Source organism: Nitrospira sp. (assembly GCA_029194675.1).
In the GTDB taxonomy this organism is placed as follows: Bacteria; Nitrospirota; Nitrospiria; order Nitrospirales; family Nitrospiraceae; genus Nitrospira_D.
This window is the reverse complement of sequence record JARFXP010000011.1, coordinates 1-16823: the sequence shown is the minus strand read 5'-3', so window position 1 is coordinate 16823 and position 16823 is coordinate 1. Positions and strand designations below refer to the sequence as shown.

17 protein-coding genes are annotated in these 16823 nt (G+C 55.9%); 12 read left to right on the top strand and 5 right to left on the bottom strand.

Annotated elements, in window-relative coordinates:
• Window positions 1-79 precede the first annotated feature (79 nt).
• The 7 genes from P0120_24130 (at window position 80) to glgA (ending at window position 6005) form a co-directional block, all read left to right on the top strand.
• A complete protein-coding gene (locus P0120_24130; GenBank protein ID MDF0677397.1) occupies window positions 80-439 on the top strand; it encodes a septum formation initiator family protein in 360 nt (119 codons plus the stop codon).
• The gene (gene era / locus P0120_24125; GenBank protein MDF0677396.1) at window positions 436-1320 is read left to right on the top strand and encodes a GTPase Era; all 885 of its coding nucleotides are present in this window, start codon (window positions 436-438) and stop codon (window positions 1318-1320) included. Before P0120_24130 ends, era begins: the two co-directional genes overlap by 4 nt.
• Before the next feature lie 10 nt (window positions 1321-1330).
• On the top strand, window positions 1331-2788 hold the full coding sequence (gene mgtE, locus P0120_24120) for a magnesium transporter (protein ID MDF0677395.1): 1458 nt from the start codon (window positions 1331-1333) through the stop codon (window positions 2786-2788).
• A gap of 52 nt (window positions 2789-2840) precedes the next feature.
• On the top strand, window positions 2841-3599 hold the full coding sequence (recO, locus tag P0120_24115; GenBank protein ID MDF0677394.1) for a DNA repair protein RecO: 759 nt from the start codon (window positions 2841-2843) through the stop codon (window positions 3597-3599).
• A gap of 25 nt (window positions 3600-3624) precedes the next feature.
• Complete coding sequence (locus P0120_24110) at window positions 3625-3981, top strand: DUF971 domain-containing protein (GenBank protein ID MDF0677393.1); 357 nt, start codon at window positions 3625-3627, stop codon at window positions 3979-3981.
• Between the two features lie 104 nt (window positions 3982-4085).
• Entirely contained in the window at window positions 4086-4472 is a 387-nt protein-coding gene (locus P0120_24105; GenBank protein ID MDF0677392.1) for a hypothetical protein, read from the top strand.
• A gap of 54 nt (window positions 4473-4526) precedes the next feature.
• Window positions 4527-6005 carry a glycogen synthase GlgA gene (glgA, locus tag P0120_24100; GenBank protein ID MDF0677391.1) on the top strand — a complete coding sequence of 493 codons (1479 nt, stop codon included), beginning with the start codon at window positions 4527-4529 and terminating at the stop codon, window positions 6003-6005.
• On the opposite strand, the gene P0120_24095 is transcribed toward glgA, so the two are convergent.
• Together P0120_24095 and P0120_24090 are read right to left on the bottom strand one after the other, a co-directional pair.
• On the bottom strand, window positions 6002-6496 hold the full coding sequence (locus P0120_24095) for a hypothetical protein (GenBank protein ID MDF0677390.1): 495 nt from the start codon (window positions 6494-6496) through the stop codon (window positions 6002-6004). The two genes, glgA and P0120_24095, sit on opposite strands and share 4 nt — an antisense overlap.
• A gap of 153 nt (window positions 6497-6649) precedes the next feature.
• The gene (locus P0120_24090; protein ID MDF0677389.1) at window positions 6650-7258 is read right to left on the bottom strand and encodes a LuxR C-terminal-related transcriptional regulator; all 609 of its coding nucleotides are present in this window, start codon (window positions 7256-7258) and stop codon (window positions 6650-6652) included.
• 332 nt (window positions 7259-7590) lie between these two features.
• Between P0120_24090 and P0120_24085 the strand changes: the two genes are divergently transcribed.
• The gene (locus tag P0120_24085) at window positions 7591-7929 is read left to right on the top strand and encodes a PilZ domain-containing protein (protein MDF0677388.1); all 339 of its coding nucleotides are present in this window, start codon (window positions 7591-7593) and stop codon (window positions 7927-7929) included.
• A 140-nt stretch (window positions 7930-8069) separates the two neighbouring features.
• On the opposite strand, the gene P0120_24080 is transcribed toward P0120_24085, so the two are convergent.
• Window positions 8070-8504 carry an integrase core domain-containing protein gene (locus P0120_24080; GenBank protein MDF0677387.1) on the bottom strand — a complete coding sequence of 145 codons (435 nt, stop codon included), beginning with the start codon at window positions 8502-8504 and terminating at the stop codon, window positions 8070-8072.
• A 1071-nt stretch (window positions 8505-9575) separates the two neighbouring features.
• A complete protein-coding gene (locus P0120_24075) occupies window positions 9576-10589 on the bottom strand; it encodes an IS30 family transposase (protein ID MDF0677386.1) in 1014 nt (337 codons plus the stop codon).
• 187 nt (window positions 10590-10776) lie between these two features.
• Here P0120_24075 and P0120_24070 point away from each other — a divergent pair, with 187 nt between their 5' ends.
• Together P0120_24070 and P0120_24065 are read left to right on the top strand one after the other, a co-directional pair.
• Window positions 10777-12750 carry a cytochrome c/FTR1 family iron permease gene (locus tag P0120_24070; GenBank protein ID MDF0677385.1) on the top strand — a complete coding sequence of 658 codons (1974 nt, stop codon included), beginning with the start codon at window positions 10777-10779 and terminating at the stop codon, window positions 12748-12750.
• A 152-nt stretch (window positions 12751-12902) separates the two neighbouring features.
• A complete protein-coding gene (locus P0120_24065; protein ID MDF0677384.1) occupies window positions 12903-13523 on the top strand; it encodes a hypothetical protein in 621 nt (206 codons plus the stop codon).
• Window positions 13524-13585: 62 nt separating this feature from the next.
• On the opposite strand, the gene P0120_24060 is transcribed toward P0120_24065, so the two are convergent.
• The gene (locus P0120_24060; protein MDF0677383.1) at window positions 13586-14647 is read right to left on the bottom strand and encodes a 3-deoxy-7-phosphoheptulonate synthase; all 1062 of its coding nucleotides are present in this window, start codon (window positions 14645-14647) and stop codon (window positions 13586-13588) included.
• 160 nt (window positions 14648-14807) lie between these two features.
• On the opposite strand from P0120_24060, the gene P0120_24055 reads away from it, so the two are divergent.
• Window positions 14808-15158 carry a hypothetical protein gene (locus P0120_24055; GenBank protein MDF0677382.1) on the top strand — a complete coding sequence of 117 codons (351 nt, stop codon included), beginning with the start codon at window positions 14808-14810 and terminating at the stop codon, window positions 15156-15158.
• 103 nt (window positions 15159-15261) lie between these two features.
• Window positions 15262-16823: TonB-dependent receptor (locus P0120_24050; protein ID MDF0677381.1), on the top strand; the 1562-nt coding region annotated here is incomplete at its 3' end.

The following is a 16823-nucleotide window of genomic DNA, read 5'->3' as shown; positions in this document are numbered from 1 at the left end:
TGGCAAAGCAGGAGATTCAGACGGTTTTCATCATTTTTCAACAGCCTGTTAACTGGTTCGGTAGTCGGTGGATGGGCAGATGATCATCAAGCAGAATCGTGGACGGCAGTGGCTGGAATGGCGGCAGCGCATGCTTATCGTCATGCAGATGATCGGCGCTGGTGGCTGTGTGTGGTTGTTTGGGGCCTTGTTTTCCGGAGAAATGGGCCTGACGCGGTATCTTTCTATGCGTGATCACGCCAGAAATTTAGAGCAAGAACTCTCGGCTTTACGTCGAGAAAATGCCACACTGCAGCGAGATATTACCCGTCTCCAGCATGACCCCGCCAAGATCGAGCAGTTGGCTCGAGAGCAGTTGGGCTATGTGCGCAAGGGCGAAACTGTGTATCAATTAGCGCCGGATCCAGAGAAAACCCCACAACCTTTCTCGAAGCCATGAAGTTCGGAACGGTGGCCATCATTGGCCGGACCAACGTCGGCAAGTCGACGCTGCTCAATTGCCTGCTGCGTGAAAAAATCTCGATTGTCTCGAGTAAGCCTCAGACCACAAGGACCCGTATTATGGGCATCGTACATGTGGAAGGGGCACAAATTGTCTTTCTTGACACGCCGGGGCTTCATAAACCCGAGCACTTGTTGAATCGGCGAATGGTGCGTACGGCCGTGGAGACCATGGAAGGTGCGGACTTGTTCTTCATGCTCATGGATGCGACGAGCCGACCGGGTCCTGGAGATCTGACCGCTGTAAAACATATGAAGGACGTATTGGCCAAACAGCCGCGCCCGGTCATCCTTGTCGTCACGAAAATCGATCTCGTCAACAAGCAGAAGCTGCTTCCGATTCTCGCCAGTTATGGCAAACTCTTCGCGTGGACGGAGATCGTGCCGGTTTCCGCCAAGGTCGACGACAATGTTGACCGGTTATTGGCCGTGACCGTCTCTTATCTTCCGTCTGGAGAAGGAGCCTACGGCGATGATGTCGTGACAGATCAGACGATGAGAACGCTGGCGGCTGAGATGATCCGTGAGAAGGTGCTGCAAGAGACGGAGGAGGAGGTGCCATATGCGGTTGCGGTCGAAATCGATGAGTTCGTCGAGCAGGGGAAATTGGCGAAGATTCGGGCGTCGATTTTGGTGGAGCGAGAGACGCAGAAGGGCATCCTCATAGGCAAACAAGGAGAGCGTTTGAAATCGATCGGTACGCAGGCCAGATTGGACATGGAACAGCTATTCGACATGAAAGTGTTCCTTGAACTGTGGGTGAAGGTGAAGAAGGCGTGGCGGGAGGACGAGCAGGCCTTGGTGCAGTTAGGGTACTGACGAAACGGACATGCAGACGGAACGACCGAGAGACCCGCGAGTGACGGATCAGCGACCTCGCCATTCCGAGCGCGATGTGTTGCGCGAAATCTTGCGGGATCAGACCGAACGCGGGCAGACGAAATCGGACATTGTGATCCAGTCTGTGCAGAAGTTACTGCGACGCGGAGCTATTACGAACCTCTCCAAGATGTTGGGGCGTATGCATCCCGCGGACATCGCTAAAGTCGTGACCCATCTCTCCTCTCCGAAGGAAAAGCGTGAAATTTTCGAGCTGGTCCGTGGCGAAGGCAAACGCGGGCAAGCGCTCAGTGAACTCGACGGCGACAGTATCCAACAAGTACTCGCAGATCTGTTGCATTCCGACATTGCGTGGCTCTTGAAAGACCTCGGTCCCGATGATGTGGCGTACATTCTCGGATTCCTTCCCGAAGAGCGCAGCAAAGAAATTCTCGCTTTGATGAAAACCGAGGATTCGACCGAGGTGGCCGACATCTTGAAGTATCCGAAGGATACGGCAGGCGCGATTATGACCACGGAGTTCTTCTCCTTGCCGGAAGATGCCACGGCACAGGAAGCGATCCGTCGGTTGCAGCAAGCCACCGATGCCGAAATGGTGTTCTATATTTATGTGACGGACAAGGATGATCGTCTGGTCGGTGTCCTCTCGCTCCGGCAACTGATCACCGTTCCTCCGACAACTCCACTGAAAAATATCATGGCGCGAGAGGTCATGAGTGTGGCGATCGACGTGGACCAAGAAGAAGTCGCGCGCCAGGTGGCCAGCTATAACTTGCTGGCTATTCCGGTTGTGGAACGGGACGGCAAACTCGTGGGCATCATCACGGTTGATGACGTGGTGGATGTGATCAGGGAGGAAGCGACCGAAGACATGTTGAAGATGGCCGGGGCGATTGAAGAAGAAACCGGCTCCAAGTCTTCGAGTCTCGGCTCGGCAAAACTGCGGTTGCCATGGCTCTTCACCAATTTGGTCGGCAGTCTCCTGTCCGGTGCGATCCTCTGGTATTTCCGTTATACGATTCAGGAAGTTGTGGCGATCGTGAGTTTTATTCCCGTGATCGCCGCGATGGGCGGTAACGTGGGGCTGCAATCCTCGACGCTGATTATTCGCGGGTTGGCCATCGGCTCTGTGGAACTCACCCATGTATGGCCTGTCTTTTTTCGGGAAGCGAAGATAGGGTTGGTTATGGGGTTGGCCTGCGGGGTGACACTGACCCTGGTCGCCTGGGTTTTGCATCAAGGATTTTTGGGCATGGTCGTCGGAGCTTCGCTGATCATCGCATTTCTCGTGTCCACCAGTATGGCGACGATTATGCCGATTCTCCTCAAGCGCGTGGGCGTCGATCCAGCCGTTGCGGCTGGTCCCTTTGTCACGACAGCGAACGACATCACCGGTATTACAATCTACCTGACTTTGGCCACTCTTTTCTTGGAGTATCTCCGGTGACAGGGACTGGTGCGTCCCCACGCTTCTATCGCGGATGGGAGTGGAGAGAGCGATGCCTCTGGTAAAGACGACGGCAATCGTCCTGCGGAGCCGCAAGTGGGGCGACGCCGATCGAATCGTGACCTTGTATTCCAAGAGTCTGGGTAAAATCCGAGGCGTAGCTCGTGGTGCCCGCCGTCAGAAAAGCCGCTTCGGGGGTGCGATCGAACCGTTCAGCGTGTGTCGCCTGAATCTATTTGAGAAAAGGGGAGATTCCCTATTTCGGATTTCGCATGTCGATCTGGTACGGTCCTCTCAAGTGCTGCGGGAAGACCTTCGCTTGATGGCCTCGGCGGCACGGATGGTCAACGTCGTAGCAGCGATCACGCCGGATGGAGATCCGGACCCGCTCTTGTTTGATACCCTGGAGCAGGGGCTCGTCTCGCTCCACGAAACCGAAGACTCGACCTTTACGGCGCTCCTTTTTCAGGTCAGGCTGCTCGGGTTGACGGGGTTTCGCCCGCAGACTGATCATTGCGCCGCCTGTGGGAAGACGAATTTCATCGGAGAGCCTCAATTTTCTCCGACCGCCGGAGGTATCGTCTGCCTGACCTGTGCCTCACGTCAACGAGTTCAATGTGTCGCATTCTCACGAGGCAGCCGCTTGTTCCTCCAACAAGCCATTCGACTGGCTCCTACGGTACTCACACGGTTGCGAGCTACGGGGCAAGTGCGCAATGAGGTGGAGGAAGCGATTGAAGGGTATGTCACAGTTGTTGCTGGGAAACGGCTACCACCGGTTGACTTCCTATCGCTTGCATCGCCAGGATGAACCAGACATGAGGAGAGGTGAACACATGGCCGCCACTGCTCTGGAGCCTCAAGATATGGAGTGGCTCGACAAGGGAGTGCTGGGAATCCAGTGGAGCGATGGCCACAAGGGCATCTATCCGGTACGTTATCTGCGGCAGCATTGTCCCTGCGCGGCCTGCGTCGATGAGTGGACAGGCGAGCGGCGTCTTAAGTCAGAGGATGTACCGATCTTGATTATGCTCCAGGATATCGAGCCGGTAGGACGCTACGCCTTGCAGTTCAAATGGAGCGACGGTCACGATACCGGTATCTATGCTTATTCATTGCTAAGAAAATTATGTCAGTGCGACATCTGTCAGCCGGTGAAACCGGTTGAGCCAAAATCCCGCCGACTTATGTGAGGCTCGGATACACGATGACAAATATTTCTGTTGCTACAATTGGGGCGGCGATACGGTGTCTAAGTGGAGTGTTGATACTCGTATGGATCGTAGGCTGCAAGAGCATGCCGACGCTGGAGCAGCAAGAACAACTGGTACAAGCCAATAACCTTGTGCTCGATCAAATCACCACCAGGGCAGTGGTGAATGTCTGGGGGAAACCGCCGCTTTACCACAGTGAATTTACCTATTTTTTTGTGATGCCGGACTACACTGTCATTCCGCGATCGCGCGTAACCACAGGAGAGGCTCCTAGGGGGTGGAAGGCTGGCGTGGATACGGGCGAAGGGGTGTATTTTGCATACCCGGATCGTGGTTGGCTCCTAGTATTTCTCAATGATCACCTTGTTTACAAGGAAGAACTCAAAGCTGAGGAGTTGCATGCCCTTGCCAAATCCTGGGCCTATGAGGATCGATTCAGAACCAGGCTTGACGAAGCTCCCCGGCCCTAGGTCCTCCGGCTAATACTCCGCATGACACCAACATTAGGAGACGGATTGAACATCGTGATGGCAGCCTCCGAGGCGGTTCCGTATGCCAAGACGGGCGGATTGGCCGACGTGGTAGGCGCGTTGGCGATCGAGCTGACGAAGTTGGGGCATCACGTGACATTGCTGATGCCTGATTACCGAGGTCGAGCATCCGGTGAGTCTCGTCAACCGGCCATGCGACTTTCTGTTCCGGTGAATGGGAAGCCCGTAGACATAACGGTGGAAGAAGAGAATGTACCAGTGATAGGGACATTGAATCGGTTGCGGGTATTGTTTGTGCGATACGATCCCTACTTTGACCGCTCGGGACTTTACCAACAAGACCATCACGACTATCCGGACAACCTAGAGAGGTTTGTCCTGTTCTGTCGTGCGGTTCTTGAAGTCGTGCGTAGCCTGATCGAGACTCGGGGGGAGAAGGTTGATGTGCTGCACTTGCACGATTGGCAGACAGCCCTGTGCGCAGTGTATCTGAAAACTCTTCCTCACGAGTATAAGGGACTCGAACAACTAAATGTGCTCCTGACTCTGCACAACCTGGGATATCAAGGAACCTTCCCTGGCCAAGAGTTTGCGAAGACTGGACTTCCCCCATCGCTATTTTCCCCAAGCGGCCTCGAGTTCTATGGGTCAGTTAATTGTCTGAAAGGCGGCATCGTCTTTGCCGATGCTGTTTCCACGGTAAGTCCTACCTACGCAAGGGAGATCATGACCGCAGAATATGGATGTGGTTTGGAAGGCGTGTTGGCAAACCGTACGGATGGCGTCAAAGGGATTACAAATGGCATCGACGTTGCTATCTGGAATCCCGAGCGTGACCCCTACCTGCCGGCGCAGTATGGGGTTGGTGATTTGTCTGGAAAACTTACATGCAAGCGAGCGCTACAACGGGAGCTCGGATTGCCGAATCGTGATGCTCCCTTGTTGGCTGTGATCGGTCGGCTGACCTTTCAGAAGGGTTTTGATCTCTTGATAGATGTGATGCCTGAACTCATGTCCCTAGATACACAAATCGTAGTGCTCGGTACGGGAGATCACCAGTTGGAACAACAATTTAGTGCAGCCAAAGCCAAATATGCTGATCACATTGGCCTGCATCTTGGTTTTGATGAGCAGATGGCACATCGCCTGGAAGCCGGCGCTGACATGGTAATTATGCCGTCTCGCTATGAGCCATGTGGTCTCAGTCAGCTGTATAGCCTTCGGTATGGCACGGTACCTATTGTTCGTCGTACCGGAGGGTTGGCGGATACCGTTGTTCCATTTCGACCTTCAACGGTCAAATCTTGGCAGGCAACTGGCTTCCATTTCATTGATGCTTCGGCTGACTCTCTGCTCTCGACGCTCTTGCTCTCACTGTATGTGTATAAAGAGCGGCAGACATGGCAATCCTTGATCCACGCTGGGATGAAGACCGACCTGTCTTGGAATCGATCGGCAAAACTCTATGTAGATTTATATAACTGGCTGCAGAGAGAAAGAAGAGAGAGCTAGCGAACGTTGAAGGAAACATTGACCACTTGCTCAAGTCTTGCCAGCAACGTCTTTGCCCTTAGAACGTAGTAAGAGCTTTCTGGCTTATGGAGCGTGATGAGCGAAACTAGGAGATCGCGAGCGATATCAGTCCGCCCTTGGTTAAGGGCTAGCTCTCCGCTGTATAGCGCACACGAGGCAGCCATTGCTTGTACATCAACCGCCACCCGGCTCGTTGGGTTGGCCACTAGACGCTCAAGGTGAGTTGGCAGCGGCAGGATAAACCCTTCGTTCACCTCTTGGCTAGCTGAGCGCAGTTGCTTCAGATCTGAACTCGCCTGAGCTAGATCAGAGGTTGATTTACAATCGGCATAGGTATTCCACAGTGACATGAAACCGCTATTTCTTACTTCTGTCAATTGGGACGAAGCACCGGTTGTACAGCCTGAGGCAAGAATCGCTACCCCCAATAACCCCACCAACAGCCTTTCTTTGAACGCGTCACACTTCATTATTATCTAGCTCCAAATGAGAGAACTTATGCAAATGGTAGGCCTGACAAATATCGTCTGGAATCGTAATTAAAATCAGGGAGTTTGACGGACTCATCTGGTAGCAATGTGTCAATCTCGACTCACTGTTGCGTCATTGACACATCGACGTGTTCAAGAATTGAAGATTTGGACGAGAATTCCAGTACGGGTGGTAGCGTTGGTCTTTCGCATGATGTGCTTAATGTGTTCTTTTACAGTTTGTTCAGTAATCTGGAGAGCATTGGCGATTTCCTTATTGGTCCAGCCTTTTGCCAGATTTTCAACGACTGATTGCTCGCGGTTGGTCAACTGAAAACGTTCTCGAGCATGTTCTGTATTGAGGTTTTGTTTCCGACCCAACTCTTCCATGGTAACCACAAGCCGGGCGTTTTGGATGCCTCCTCGATCCGGTAAGCCAAAGCCTCTTAAAAGGATAGGCTGATTAGGGTCACCCGTTATGCGCTTGAGTTCGAATTGTTCCCAATCCTTGGCTTCTGTGCGTATGTGAAGGGCTTTAATAATTTCCGCACAAAGCTCCGTCAGCGCTGTTGGAAGGACTCCGTGCGCTGAGATCGTAGTAGTTCTCCCCTGGTCGACGGCATTGATCTTTTTGGCAAGTTCCGTAGCTTGTCGATTCATATGCAGAAGCTGCATGGATGCTGACAGCACCACTATCCCAGACCCTGCCCTCTGATCAGCAAGAGCATCTGTTTGATCAATACCTTTAACTGCTTGTGTCATAAGTGTGTTAGGACATCACGAAAAATTAATGAGATATAGAGTCTCAAAAACAATTAGCCTCAGCTGGGTCCAAAAACAAACTCTAGGGTAACGCAGGAATAGTACCTAACACTTCCGAGGGAGTCAACATATACCTTTGAGGAAGCAGCCTACGTCATTGGTATTGTCGATCCAGGATGCGATAAATATAGTCCGCATAGATTTGACATTAGGCGACGGGGCTCGTTCGGACAAGGCCTGCCGAGGTCCGGATAGCCGATATCCTGCTTAAGAACACAATTTCAACCCGAGGAATTAGGATCTTACTAAGGGGAGGAATGGACGTGGGGTCAATGGAATGGGAGTGGTCGATAAGAGATAGCCATGAAAACCATAGTGAGCGGGCGGCGCTGCTGCGGCCAATTCTTTATGAGATGACAGCGTCAGAGGTAGGAAATGCCAATGTTGTCAAAGGGGGGAAAGCGTTATCCCTGAATATTAGCAGCGGAGGGATGTTAGTTCTTATGGACCGAGCCCCGGATATCGAACAGGTATTGAAAGTCTATGTGCCGACACCTATAACGATTGCTGAAACGCCAACGCTTGCTGAAGTGCGTTGGACAAGAAAGCTTCCGATTGGAGATTCAAGTAGCCGCGTCACCTATTTCGTAGGGCTGAAGTTCATATTCTAGCTTTTCCTGGCCACACTTCACAAGTGGGGATGTCGATAGATGTTGGAATCACACATATCCTTTCAATGAACTGATGGATATTCGCGTTCCCTGCCTTGTGGTCAAGAGGAGTTTCGCCGCCGAGGAGCCTGGTTTCAGCTCTATGCCATAACCAAGAATGCGAGCTTGGTCAGGACCAACCCAAACAGGAACGAGCCAAGGCGCACAGGTCTCGACTGATCAGAAGCTCTCGGGATTGAAAGGCTGTCTGTGTTCCTCACAGTAGCTCGATGCTCTTGTTCGAACTGATACGGCCTCCGATACCCGAGAGTCGAATGCAAATACCTTGTGTTGTACAAATCGACCCACGCCGCCAGGGCGCGTTCCAGGTCCAGAGCACTCGCCCACTCCCGGAGCCAGAGGAGTTCTTCCTTCAGCGTCCGCATGAGCCGTTCTATGTCGGTGTTCCCGTTCGGATTGTTGTCGCTCGTGAACGGCTGGGAGATCCCGAACGTCGCGTACGCCTTTATGAAGGCTGCCGACGTGGCTGAAACCCAGTGTCGCTCATCAATGACAGCCCTTGACTCTGGACTCACGCCGGGAATTGGTGTTGCTCGGTCTGCTCCACCACCAGGAGCCAGTGAGTGCGCTTCGCTTGCCTCCCGGCATCGTGGCCGACAATCTTCTTCGTGTGTCAATCCAGGACTTGGACAAGGTAGGTCCAGCCCACCGGCTCCACCAGCAGCGCATGGGCCAACATCAGCCGCAGCAACCTGCAGATGGGCCCAGATGCCTCGATAGCCTCAGAGCGGTTGCTCGACTTTCAGGACGAGAATCCGCTGCAGGACGAACTCATTTCGCTTGGCGACGGTCTCCGAGGCGCGCAGCCCGATCAGCTAGAAGTACAGTCGCAGCAAGATGGCTCCGGCCCACACCGTGATCGGATGGTCGGTGCACGCGAAGCGGATCTTTGGGTATAGCGGTGACGCTGCAGGGCGGCGAGTTCGTATGCCAAACCTCCTGTGCCGACAAGAGAATTTGGTCGCTGATTCTACATCAAGACCGATCAACCGCGGAATTTTGGCTCAATAGATTCCGCCCCGGCCTGGCGCGCGTCCGTCTGATCCCCGAAGCGGCGATGGTGGACCAGCACGTTCTTCAGCGAGCTGCAGAAGCTCTCGACCGCTGCATCATCGTAGCTATTCCCCGTGCCACTGATGCTGAGAATCACGCCCGGTCGGGACGTTGAGGTCCGCATTGACTTGTCGCACAGGCACTTGCCAAAATATGCGCGTCATTCGCTCCTGTCCCTCTGGGAAGAACCGAGCATGTCAATATCGTCCCGTACAGTCGCGATACTGCTCACGATCCTACCCGCGGGGCTGACCGGATGTGCGTCAACATTGGAAGGTGTGGAAGGGAAGGATGCAATGATGGTCAGCGGACATGGACGGAACGGACCTCTGTCGGGCCTTGTGCCGCAACGAGTTCTCGACGGTATCCTGATACCGCGATTCTCGATATTCCGAGATCTGCGCCAGTCGTCACTCGCGACCTCATTGACGATCAACGAGCCTGACCGTCGACGATGCGCTTCGCAGGGCCAGCGGGATCCAGGTAAACGAACGACGTTAGTTTTCGCGGTAATATTTAATTACGCGGCGGTTTCAAGTTCCAAGTGCAACGGGTGAATGATGGCGCAGGTGCGCATAGACTTCCAGAGGCGTGGCAAAGTCGAGACATTTGCGTGGGCGCGTGTTCAGCCGATGGGCAATGGCGTTCAACTCGCGTTGGGTGTAGACCGAGAGGTCCGTGCCCTTGGGCAGGGACTGGCGCAGCAGGCCATTCGTGTTCTCGTTGGGACCTCGTTGCCAGGGACAATGCGGATCGGCAAAGAAGACGCGGATCGCGAGCCGTTGGGCCAAGCGCTCGTGCTCAGCCATCTCTTTGCCCCGATCATCGGTCAGAGTTTTGCGCAGCGCGGCAGGCACGTGTCGGAGTTTCTTCGTGAAGCCCGCGCGGGCACTCGTCGCATCCGTCCCTTCCATCCGGGCCAGGATGACCAGGCGCGTCGTCCGCTCCACCAGGGTGCCGACGGCCGACCCATTGCGGGCCCCCTTCAGCAAGTCGCCCTCCCAGTGACCTGGCACGGTGCGAGCGGCCACGTTGGCGGGGCGCTCGGCAATGGACGTCATGTGAGGGATCTGGCCGCGTCGATCGGTCCCTCGCGACCGAGGGCGACGCGCCTTGCGCGCCTGACGCAGGGCCGCCCGCAGTTCGCTCCGCAGGGTCCCACGGGGCAAGACATACAAGCCCGCATAGAGGGTCTCAGCCGAGAGGCGTCGGCCCATGTCGTCAGGATACTCGCGTCGAAGGCGCCCGGCAATCTGCTCCGGCGAGCAGCCCTGCGTCAGCTGGGTTCGGACATACTGCCACAGCCAGGGATCCAGAAGTTTCCGGGAGCGTCGAGGGGGCTGGGATCTGGCAACCGCCTGGGGCTGCGCCGTGCAGGCCCGATACGGTTGGCCTCGGGGCGTGTTGCGGGCATATGCCCGGCTCAGGGTGCTGGGCGCGCGGTCCAACACTCGGGCCATCATCCGCAGCGAATGGCCCCGGGCCAATCCCAGGCTCACGGTCTCACGTTCGTCGGCACTCAGGTGACGGTATGATCTCGTTCGCATGGCAACACCCTAGCCCAGCTGGGCTTGCAGTGTTGCACATGGAGTTAGAACTCAAGCACATACTTTTCAGTGCGCTGTGTTACTACCCCTGACATAGCTGAGGCAGCAGCATGAGCCGGGCGGAAGCGTCTGAAAGAGGTGGAGGCATCTAGCGCAATGAAGTACAGCAGACCATGAACGGGAGAGGATGAAGCCCACGGAAAATCGAGACGCAATGAAGCCTATACGTACCTTGTTGTTCTTGACGAACTCGCTCTCGTGGTGGCTGACGGTGATGCTGCTGGCCTCGATCGTGCACGGCGTTGCGATGGCAGCGCCGGATGACGAGGAAAGGGCACAGACCATCGTCCACATGCTGGATTATGTCGGTATGGATTACCCCGGGGTCGTACAGGATGGCAAGGTGGTGAACGTAGAGGAGTACGCGGAACAGCACGAGTTCGCCACCCAGGCCGTAGTCCTTCTCGGCCAGTTGCCCGCTGTTCCCGAGCAGCCGACGTTGTTGGAGCAGGCTCGCGGGCTTCTCGCGCGCATCGAAGCCAAGGCTCCTGGCAGCGAAATTTCCGCACTCACCGGACGGCTGCGCATGGGCGTGATCCAAGCGTGGAAGCTGAGTGTGGCGCCACAACAACCTCCCGACCTCCAGCAGGCCGCGAGACTCTTTGCTCAACACTGCGCCGCGTGCCACGGCACGCAGGGTCGCGGCGACGGACTACTGGCCAATGGTATGGAACCGGCGCCTAGCGACCTACAGGATGAGAACCGCATGCGCCAGCGAAGTCTGTACGGCCTGTACAATACCATTACGCTTGGCGTGCGCGGCACGCCGATGCGCGCCTTCACCGAACTTTCCGAGGCCGACCGCTGGGCATTGGCCTTCTTTGCCGGCGGCCTGCGAGCCAGCTCTCAAGCAGTGGCGAAAGGGGAGGCACTGTGGCGGCAAGGCGAGGGCAGAACAGTTTTTGAAAGTCTGCACAGGCTGGTGTTAGAGGCGCCCAGTGAGCAAGCCTCTCCTGGTTCATCGATGGACGCCGTGCGCGCGTACCTGACGCAACAGCCACATGCCCTGCAAGCCGCCGCTCAGAGGCCGCTGGCTTTCTCCCGTACTAAACTCGACGAAACAGCGCAAGCCTATGCGAATGGCAACCGAGAAGATGCACAGCGCATGGCGATCGCGGCCTACCTTGACGGCTTCGAGCTGATCGAATCGGCGCTGGACAATGTTGATGCGCCGCTGCGCACGGAAATCGAGCGCGAGATGATGGCGCTACGCGCGGCCATCGAGGAGGGCCGATCGTTCGAGACCGTGACAGCCCAGACGGCGAAGGTCACGGCACTGCTCGACCGCGCCGATGATGCGCTCTTCGGCAGCGTCTTATCGCCGAATACGGCCTTCGTAACTTCCATGCTGATCTTGTTACGCGAGGGATTGGAAGCGATCTTGGTGCTTTCAGCCATCGTTGCCTTCACCGTCAAGACGGGGCGACATGATGTCTCACCCTACATCCACGCCGGTTGGATCGGAGCCTTGGCGCTGGGCGGCATCACATGGATCATCGCTCGCTACGCCCTTAGCATCTCGGGCGCCAGTCGCGAACTGACCGAAGGCATCACAGCGCTGCTGGCTGCGGCCATGTTGCTATACGTCGGCTGGTGGTTGCACAACCGCGCGAACGCGCAAGCCTGGAACCGCTTCATCCGCGAGCAGGTCAATGCCGCGCTGGGCAAGCGCACACTGTGGGCGATGGCTGGTATCTCGTTCCTCGTCGTGTATCGCGAGTTGTTCGAAGTGATCCTGTTTTATGAAACATTGTGGTCGCAGGCCGGTGCGGCAGGGCAGGGCGCGGTGCTGTGGGGCATCGCCACCGCAGCGTTGCTCCTGGTACTGATCGGCGGCATGATCCTTCGCTACAGCGTGCGTCTGCCGATCGGGCCGTTTTTCACGGTCACCTCCAGTCTGCTGGCACTGATGGCCGTCGTCTTTGTGGGGAATGGGGTCGCGGCACTGCAAGAAGCAGGCGTGCTGGAAACGACGACGGTGCGTTTCTTCTCACTGCCGATGTTGGGAATCCACCCAAGCGCGCAGAGCCTCATGCTCCAGGCGCTGACGCTCGCGTTGATCGCCGGTGGATTCTGGTCCAGCCGGGCGAAGGCGGCATAACCAACGCATCGCGTCTACCGCCCAGACGTTGCTCCGGTGAGGCGGTCCTCGACTGTGCCTCGCTTAATCTGATACTTCTCGAAGTAGCGTTCAGGTCCGACAGGGATATCGCGGTGCAATGTTCGTGACGGATGGGCTCCAGCACTCTTCCTATGAATCTACAGGTATGTCTTGCGTCTTTTGCGGGCACCGGCGTCGAATTTCTAGAAACCGCCGTGATTGCCTATGCGTTGGCTCGAACCGGCTCCGTCAAGGAAGCGATCATCGGAACGGTGCTGGGGAATCTGCTCATCGCTCTCCCAGCCTATTCCGCCTGGCCATGGCTCGCGCGTACTCCCATTCATCTCTTCCAATGCGTGGTCGGCATCCTCTTGCTCTGGCTCGGCGGGTCCTGGTTGATCAAGTCCGTTCGTCGGAAGCGGCACAAGCAACGGCCGAGGTGGGTTGACGATCCTCTGCGGGAGTTTCCAAGCAGCAGCGAATCGGGTGGAACAAGGTTCAACTTCTTCACGACGTTGGTCATGACGAAAAGCGCCGCAATCGAAGCCTTCGAAATCTGCATGATCGTCTCGGCGTTGGCCGTGGCGTCTGGGGCGTGGGGTTCTGCATTGATGGGAATGACCGTGGCGTTGGTGGCAACGGGGTGGCTGGTGATCGTCGCAAAAGGCAAGCTTCAGCGCATGCCGGAGGTGGACTTCAAGCTATGGACCGGTGTGCTGCTTTCATCGATCGGCCTCTGGTGGGTCTACGAAGGATTGGTGAATTGGCCGTGAGCGACTCCTTGTCCGAGTAAGCAGCCTGGTGCTCGCAGCTACATGGCCGGAGAAGATAGAGTTTAGAAAACCGGCTTTGGAATGATTGCCGCGGCGAGTTCGGTCAATAGACGTTCGGTCTCATCCCAGCCAAGACAGGCATCGGTAATGGAGACGCCGTGAAGGAGTGCGACGCCTTCTTTCCACGCTTGTCTGCCGGGATTGAGATTGCTTTCGATCATCAGCCCCATGATCGCCTGTCGGCCCTCACGGAACTGCCTCAAAACTTCACGAGCGACGAGGCCCTGGCGCGTATGGTCCTTACGGGAATTGTCGTGCGAGCAATCGATCATGATGGGACGGGCGATACCTTCGCCGGCTACTGCGGTCTCAGCAGTCGCGACATGTTCTGGCTCGTAGTTGGTTCTTCCGCCCCCACCGCGCAGCACGATATGGCGGTCGGGATTGCCCATGGTCTTGATGATCGCCGTTTGGCCGTCGGCGTTGATGCCGACGAAGTGGTGCGGCGCGCGGGCGGAGGTCATGGCATTAATCGCAACCTGCAGGCTGCCTTCGGTTCCGTTCTTAAAGCCAACCGGCATCGACACACCGCTGGCCATTTCTCGATGGGTTTGGCTTTCCGTGGTGCGGGCCCCGATCGCCGTCCAACTGATGAGGTCGGCGATGTACTGCGGACTGATTGGGTCCAACAATTCGGTGCCGCAGGGGAGGCCCATCTGATTGATCTTGAGGAGAATCGTTCTCGCCAGCTCCATACCCGTCGCGATATCGCAAGTACCGTCAAGGTGAGGATCATTGATGAGGCCTTTCCATCCCACGGTGGTCCTGGGCTTTTCGAAATATGTCCGCATCACAATCAAGAAACGGTCACGGAATGCATCGGCGACCGGCTTGAGCTTGGCGGCATACTCATAGGCGGCATCGGGGTCATGAATGGAGCACGGTCCGGCGATGACCAGGAGTCTGTCACGATCCTTTCCATGGAGAATTCTGCGAATCGCTTCTCGGGTTTCGACGACGAGTGCCGCAGCCTGATCGGTAATAGGTAGCTTGATCTTAATGGCGCGCGGGGATGGCAAGGCCTTGATTTCAATAACATGCTGATTGTCGATCGGTCTATTCATGAGGGGTTACGTCCTTCCAATCTCTCGTTCTTGTTGACACTTTAAGGGGGTAGCAATGTAACGAATCAGGCAACAAAAGTCCATACCGGTTGACCCGATCGGTCAATCAAGTATGCAAGTATGATGGTGCTCTCTGTTCGCAGTTCTTGCAATTCTGGCCATGGGTGCCTATTCTACCGCCATGTTTTCGCTCACGTTCAGATCTCTTTCCGAGCGGCTCCGTGTTGGGGTCGCGTTGGGGATGGTCTGTATCATCCTGGGACTGGCGCCGTTCGCCGTGGCCCAGGAGGTCCACCATGAACTGGCCGCGGCGGACTCAGATGGTCACGAACATTCGGACACCGACATCTGTCAATGGGTGCAACACCATATCGCCGGTTCGGTTGATCTGGATGTTCCACGATTAACCGTCTGCGATGTTGTCCGGCAGCAGGAGCCTCCGTGTGATTCCATTCTTCTATCAGCTGCTCCCTCCCTCGTCGGTCCTTCCCGCGCTCCTCCTCAAGTATAGCTGGTCCATCACGCTAAGCAGTCAGCCTGGTTGGTAGGCCCTGGGATTCCAGTGCGCCTCATCCATTCGTTCATTGATGATGGGTTTGTGAGCGCGGAGGGACATGATGTACCCAGTCGTGAAGTGTGTGTTGGTGGCGACGTCCGTAACGATCGTTATGGCACTCGCATCGGGTATGTGTTCAATCGTTTATGCACAGGAGAATGACCAAAACCTGACAATTAAAGGGGTTGTGCAAAATCAGGATCTTCGGCGAGTGGACCAGGCTATGGTCCAGGTACGTGATCAGGAAGGGAGCGTGGTCTCACAAGGGGTCACGAACCAGGCGGGGGAGTTCATCATCACAGTGCCGCAAGAGGGCACTTATTCCATCAGTGCCGTCCAGGGTACGTACAGAAGTGAATATGTCATCGTAAAAATCGGGACCGATAAGCCGATCCCTGTGACGCTCACGTTGGCGGTGACGCAGGAGATTGCCTTGGAGATCGTCTCGCAGCTGCCGCCGATTCCCTATAAAGCATCGAGTGCAACCTATCAGTTGAGCCGCAAGGAAATCGAGGTTCTTCCGAAAGGGAACAACAACGATGTCTATGAAGTGATGCTGACGGTGCCGAGCGCGGTGTATGGCTCGCTCAAACAGACGCACATCCGGCAGGACCATGCCAACCAGCAGTTTCGCATCGACGGGATTCCCATTCCCGACACGGTGACCGGCGCCTTTGCCGACATCGTGCCGCCCCGCGCCTGGGAACGAGCCGATATCATCCTGGGTGGGATGGAGGCTCAGTACGGCAACAAGACGGCTTTGGTGGTCGACATCACGAGCAAGAGCGGCACGAGGCCGGGGTTCGGATCACTGCAGGGTTTCGGCGGGTCTTATGAAACGGTGAACCCTTCGTTTGAGTACGGTGGGACGATCGGTGAGAAAGTCCGCTTCTACGCTCTGAACAGTTATGTCAGCACCGCCAGAGGGCTCGACCCTCCGACGCTGGGCACCACGAGTTTTCATAATCAGAGCGAGAAGAATAATACCTATCTCCGCGGCGACTATCAGCTCGACAATCGCAACAACTTCAGCTGGATTCTTCTCTCCTCTGTGGGGAGGTTTCAGATTCCCACGACTCCCAATCTCACCGCCGATCAAGGCGTGTTGGCCCTGTTGCAAGCCCAGGATCCGACCTTCAACCCTGTCAACTCGAAGGACATCAACCAGTTCCAAAACGAAAACAATCAGTATAGCCAATTGGTCTGGCGGCATGATGTGAATGCGAGTAGTTTCTTCAACCTGGGATTCTATTTTCGGCGTGGAGTAGCGAATTTTCAAACCGACCCATTGAACGCGTTAGCCTACGCGGACGATGTGAACTCAGCTCAGACTTCGAACCAGGGGCGAACGGCCTATTCCGGGGGCTTTCGCTTGGACCATACCTGGGTACTCAACAATCAGCACCTGATCAAGGGGGGGATGCAGTTCGACTATAGCCGGGCGAGCAATGCGACGCAAATTTTTGCGTTTGGTGACAGTGGCGGCGTGCCCTCCGGACCAGTGATTACGCGGGAGGCATCCAACCAAACCATTCAAACGCGACAAGAATTTTGGCTGCAAGATCAATGGACGCCGCATGAGCAATGGACGTTCAATGTGGGTGTGCGGGGCGATGCGAT

Bases quoted from the DNA above. Each gene is read 5' to 3' on its own strand.
- recO (MDF0677394.1), top strand. From the start codon at position 2,841: ATGCCTCTGGTAAAGACGACGGCAATCGTCCTGCGGAGCCGCAAGTGG.
- P0120_24055 (MDF0677382.1), top strand. From the start codon at position 14,808: ATGGGTGCCTATTCTACCGCCATGTTTTCGCTCACGTTCAGATCTCTT.
- P0120_24075 (MDF0677386.1), bottom strand. From the start codon at position 10,589: ATGCGAACGAGATCATACCGTCACCTGAGTGCCGACGAACGTGAGACC.
- P0120_24105 (MDF0677392.1), top strand. From the start codon at position 4,086: ATGCCGACGCTGGAGCAGCAAGAACAACTGGTACAAGCCAATAACCTT.
- P0120_24085 (MDF0677388.1), top strand. From the start codon at position 7,591: ATGGAATGGGAGTGGTCGATAAGAGATAGCCATGAAAACCATAGTGAG.
- era (MDF0677396.1), top strand. From the start codon at position 436: ATGAAGTTCGGAACGGTGGCCATCATTGGCCGGACCAACGTCGGCAAG.
- P0120_24070 (MDF0677385.1), top strand. From the start codon at position 10,777: ATGAAGCCCACGGAAAATCGAGACGCAATGAAGCCTATACGTACCTTG.
- P0120_24130 (MDF0677397.1), top strand. From the start codon at position 80: ATGATCATCAAGCAGAATCGTGGACGGCAGTGGCTGGAATGGCGGCAG.
- P0120_24090 (MDF0677389.1), bottom strand. From the start codon at position 7,258: ATGACACAAGCAGTTAAAGGTATTGATCAAACAGATGCTCTTGCTGAT.
- P0120_24065 (MDF0677384.1), top strand. From the start codon at position 12,903: ATGAATCTACAGGTATGTCTTGCGTCTTTTGCGGGCACCGGCGTCGAA.
- P0120_24060 (MDF0677383.1), bottom strand. From the start codon at position 14,647: ATGAATAGACCGATCGACAATCAGCATGTTATTGAAATCAAGGCCTTG.
- P0120_24110 (MDF0677393.1), top strand. From the start codon at position 3,625: ATGGCCGCCACTGCTCTGGAGCCTCAAGATATGGAGTGGCTCGACAAG.
- mgtE (MDF0677395.1), top strand. From the start codon at position 1,331: ATGCAGACGGAACGACCGAGAGACCCGCGAGTGACGGATCAGCGACCT.
- P0120_24095 (MDF0677390.1), bottom strand. From the start codon at position 6,496: ATGAAGTGTGACGCGTTCAAAGAAAGGCTGTTGGTGGGGTTATTGGGG.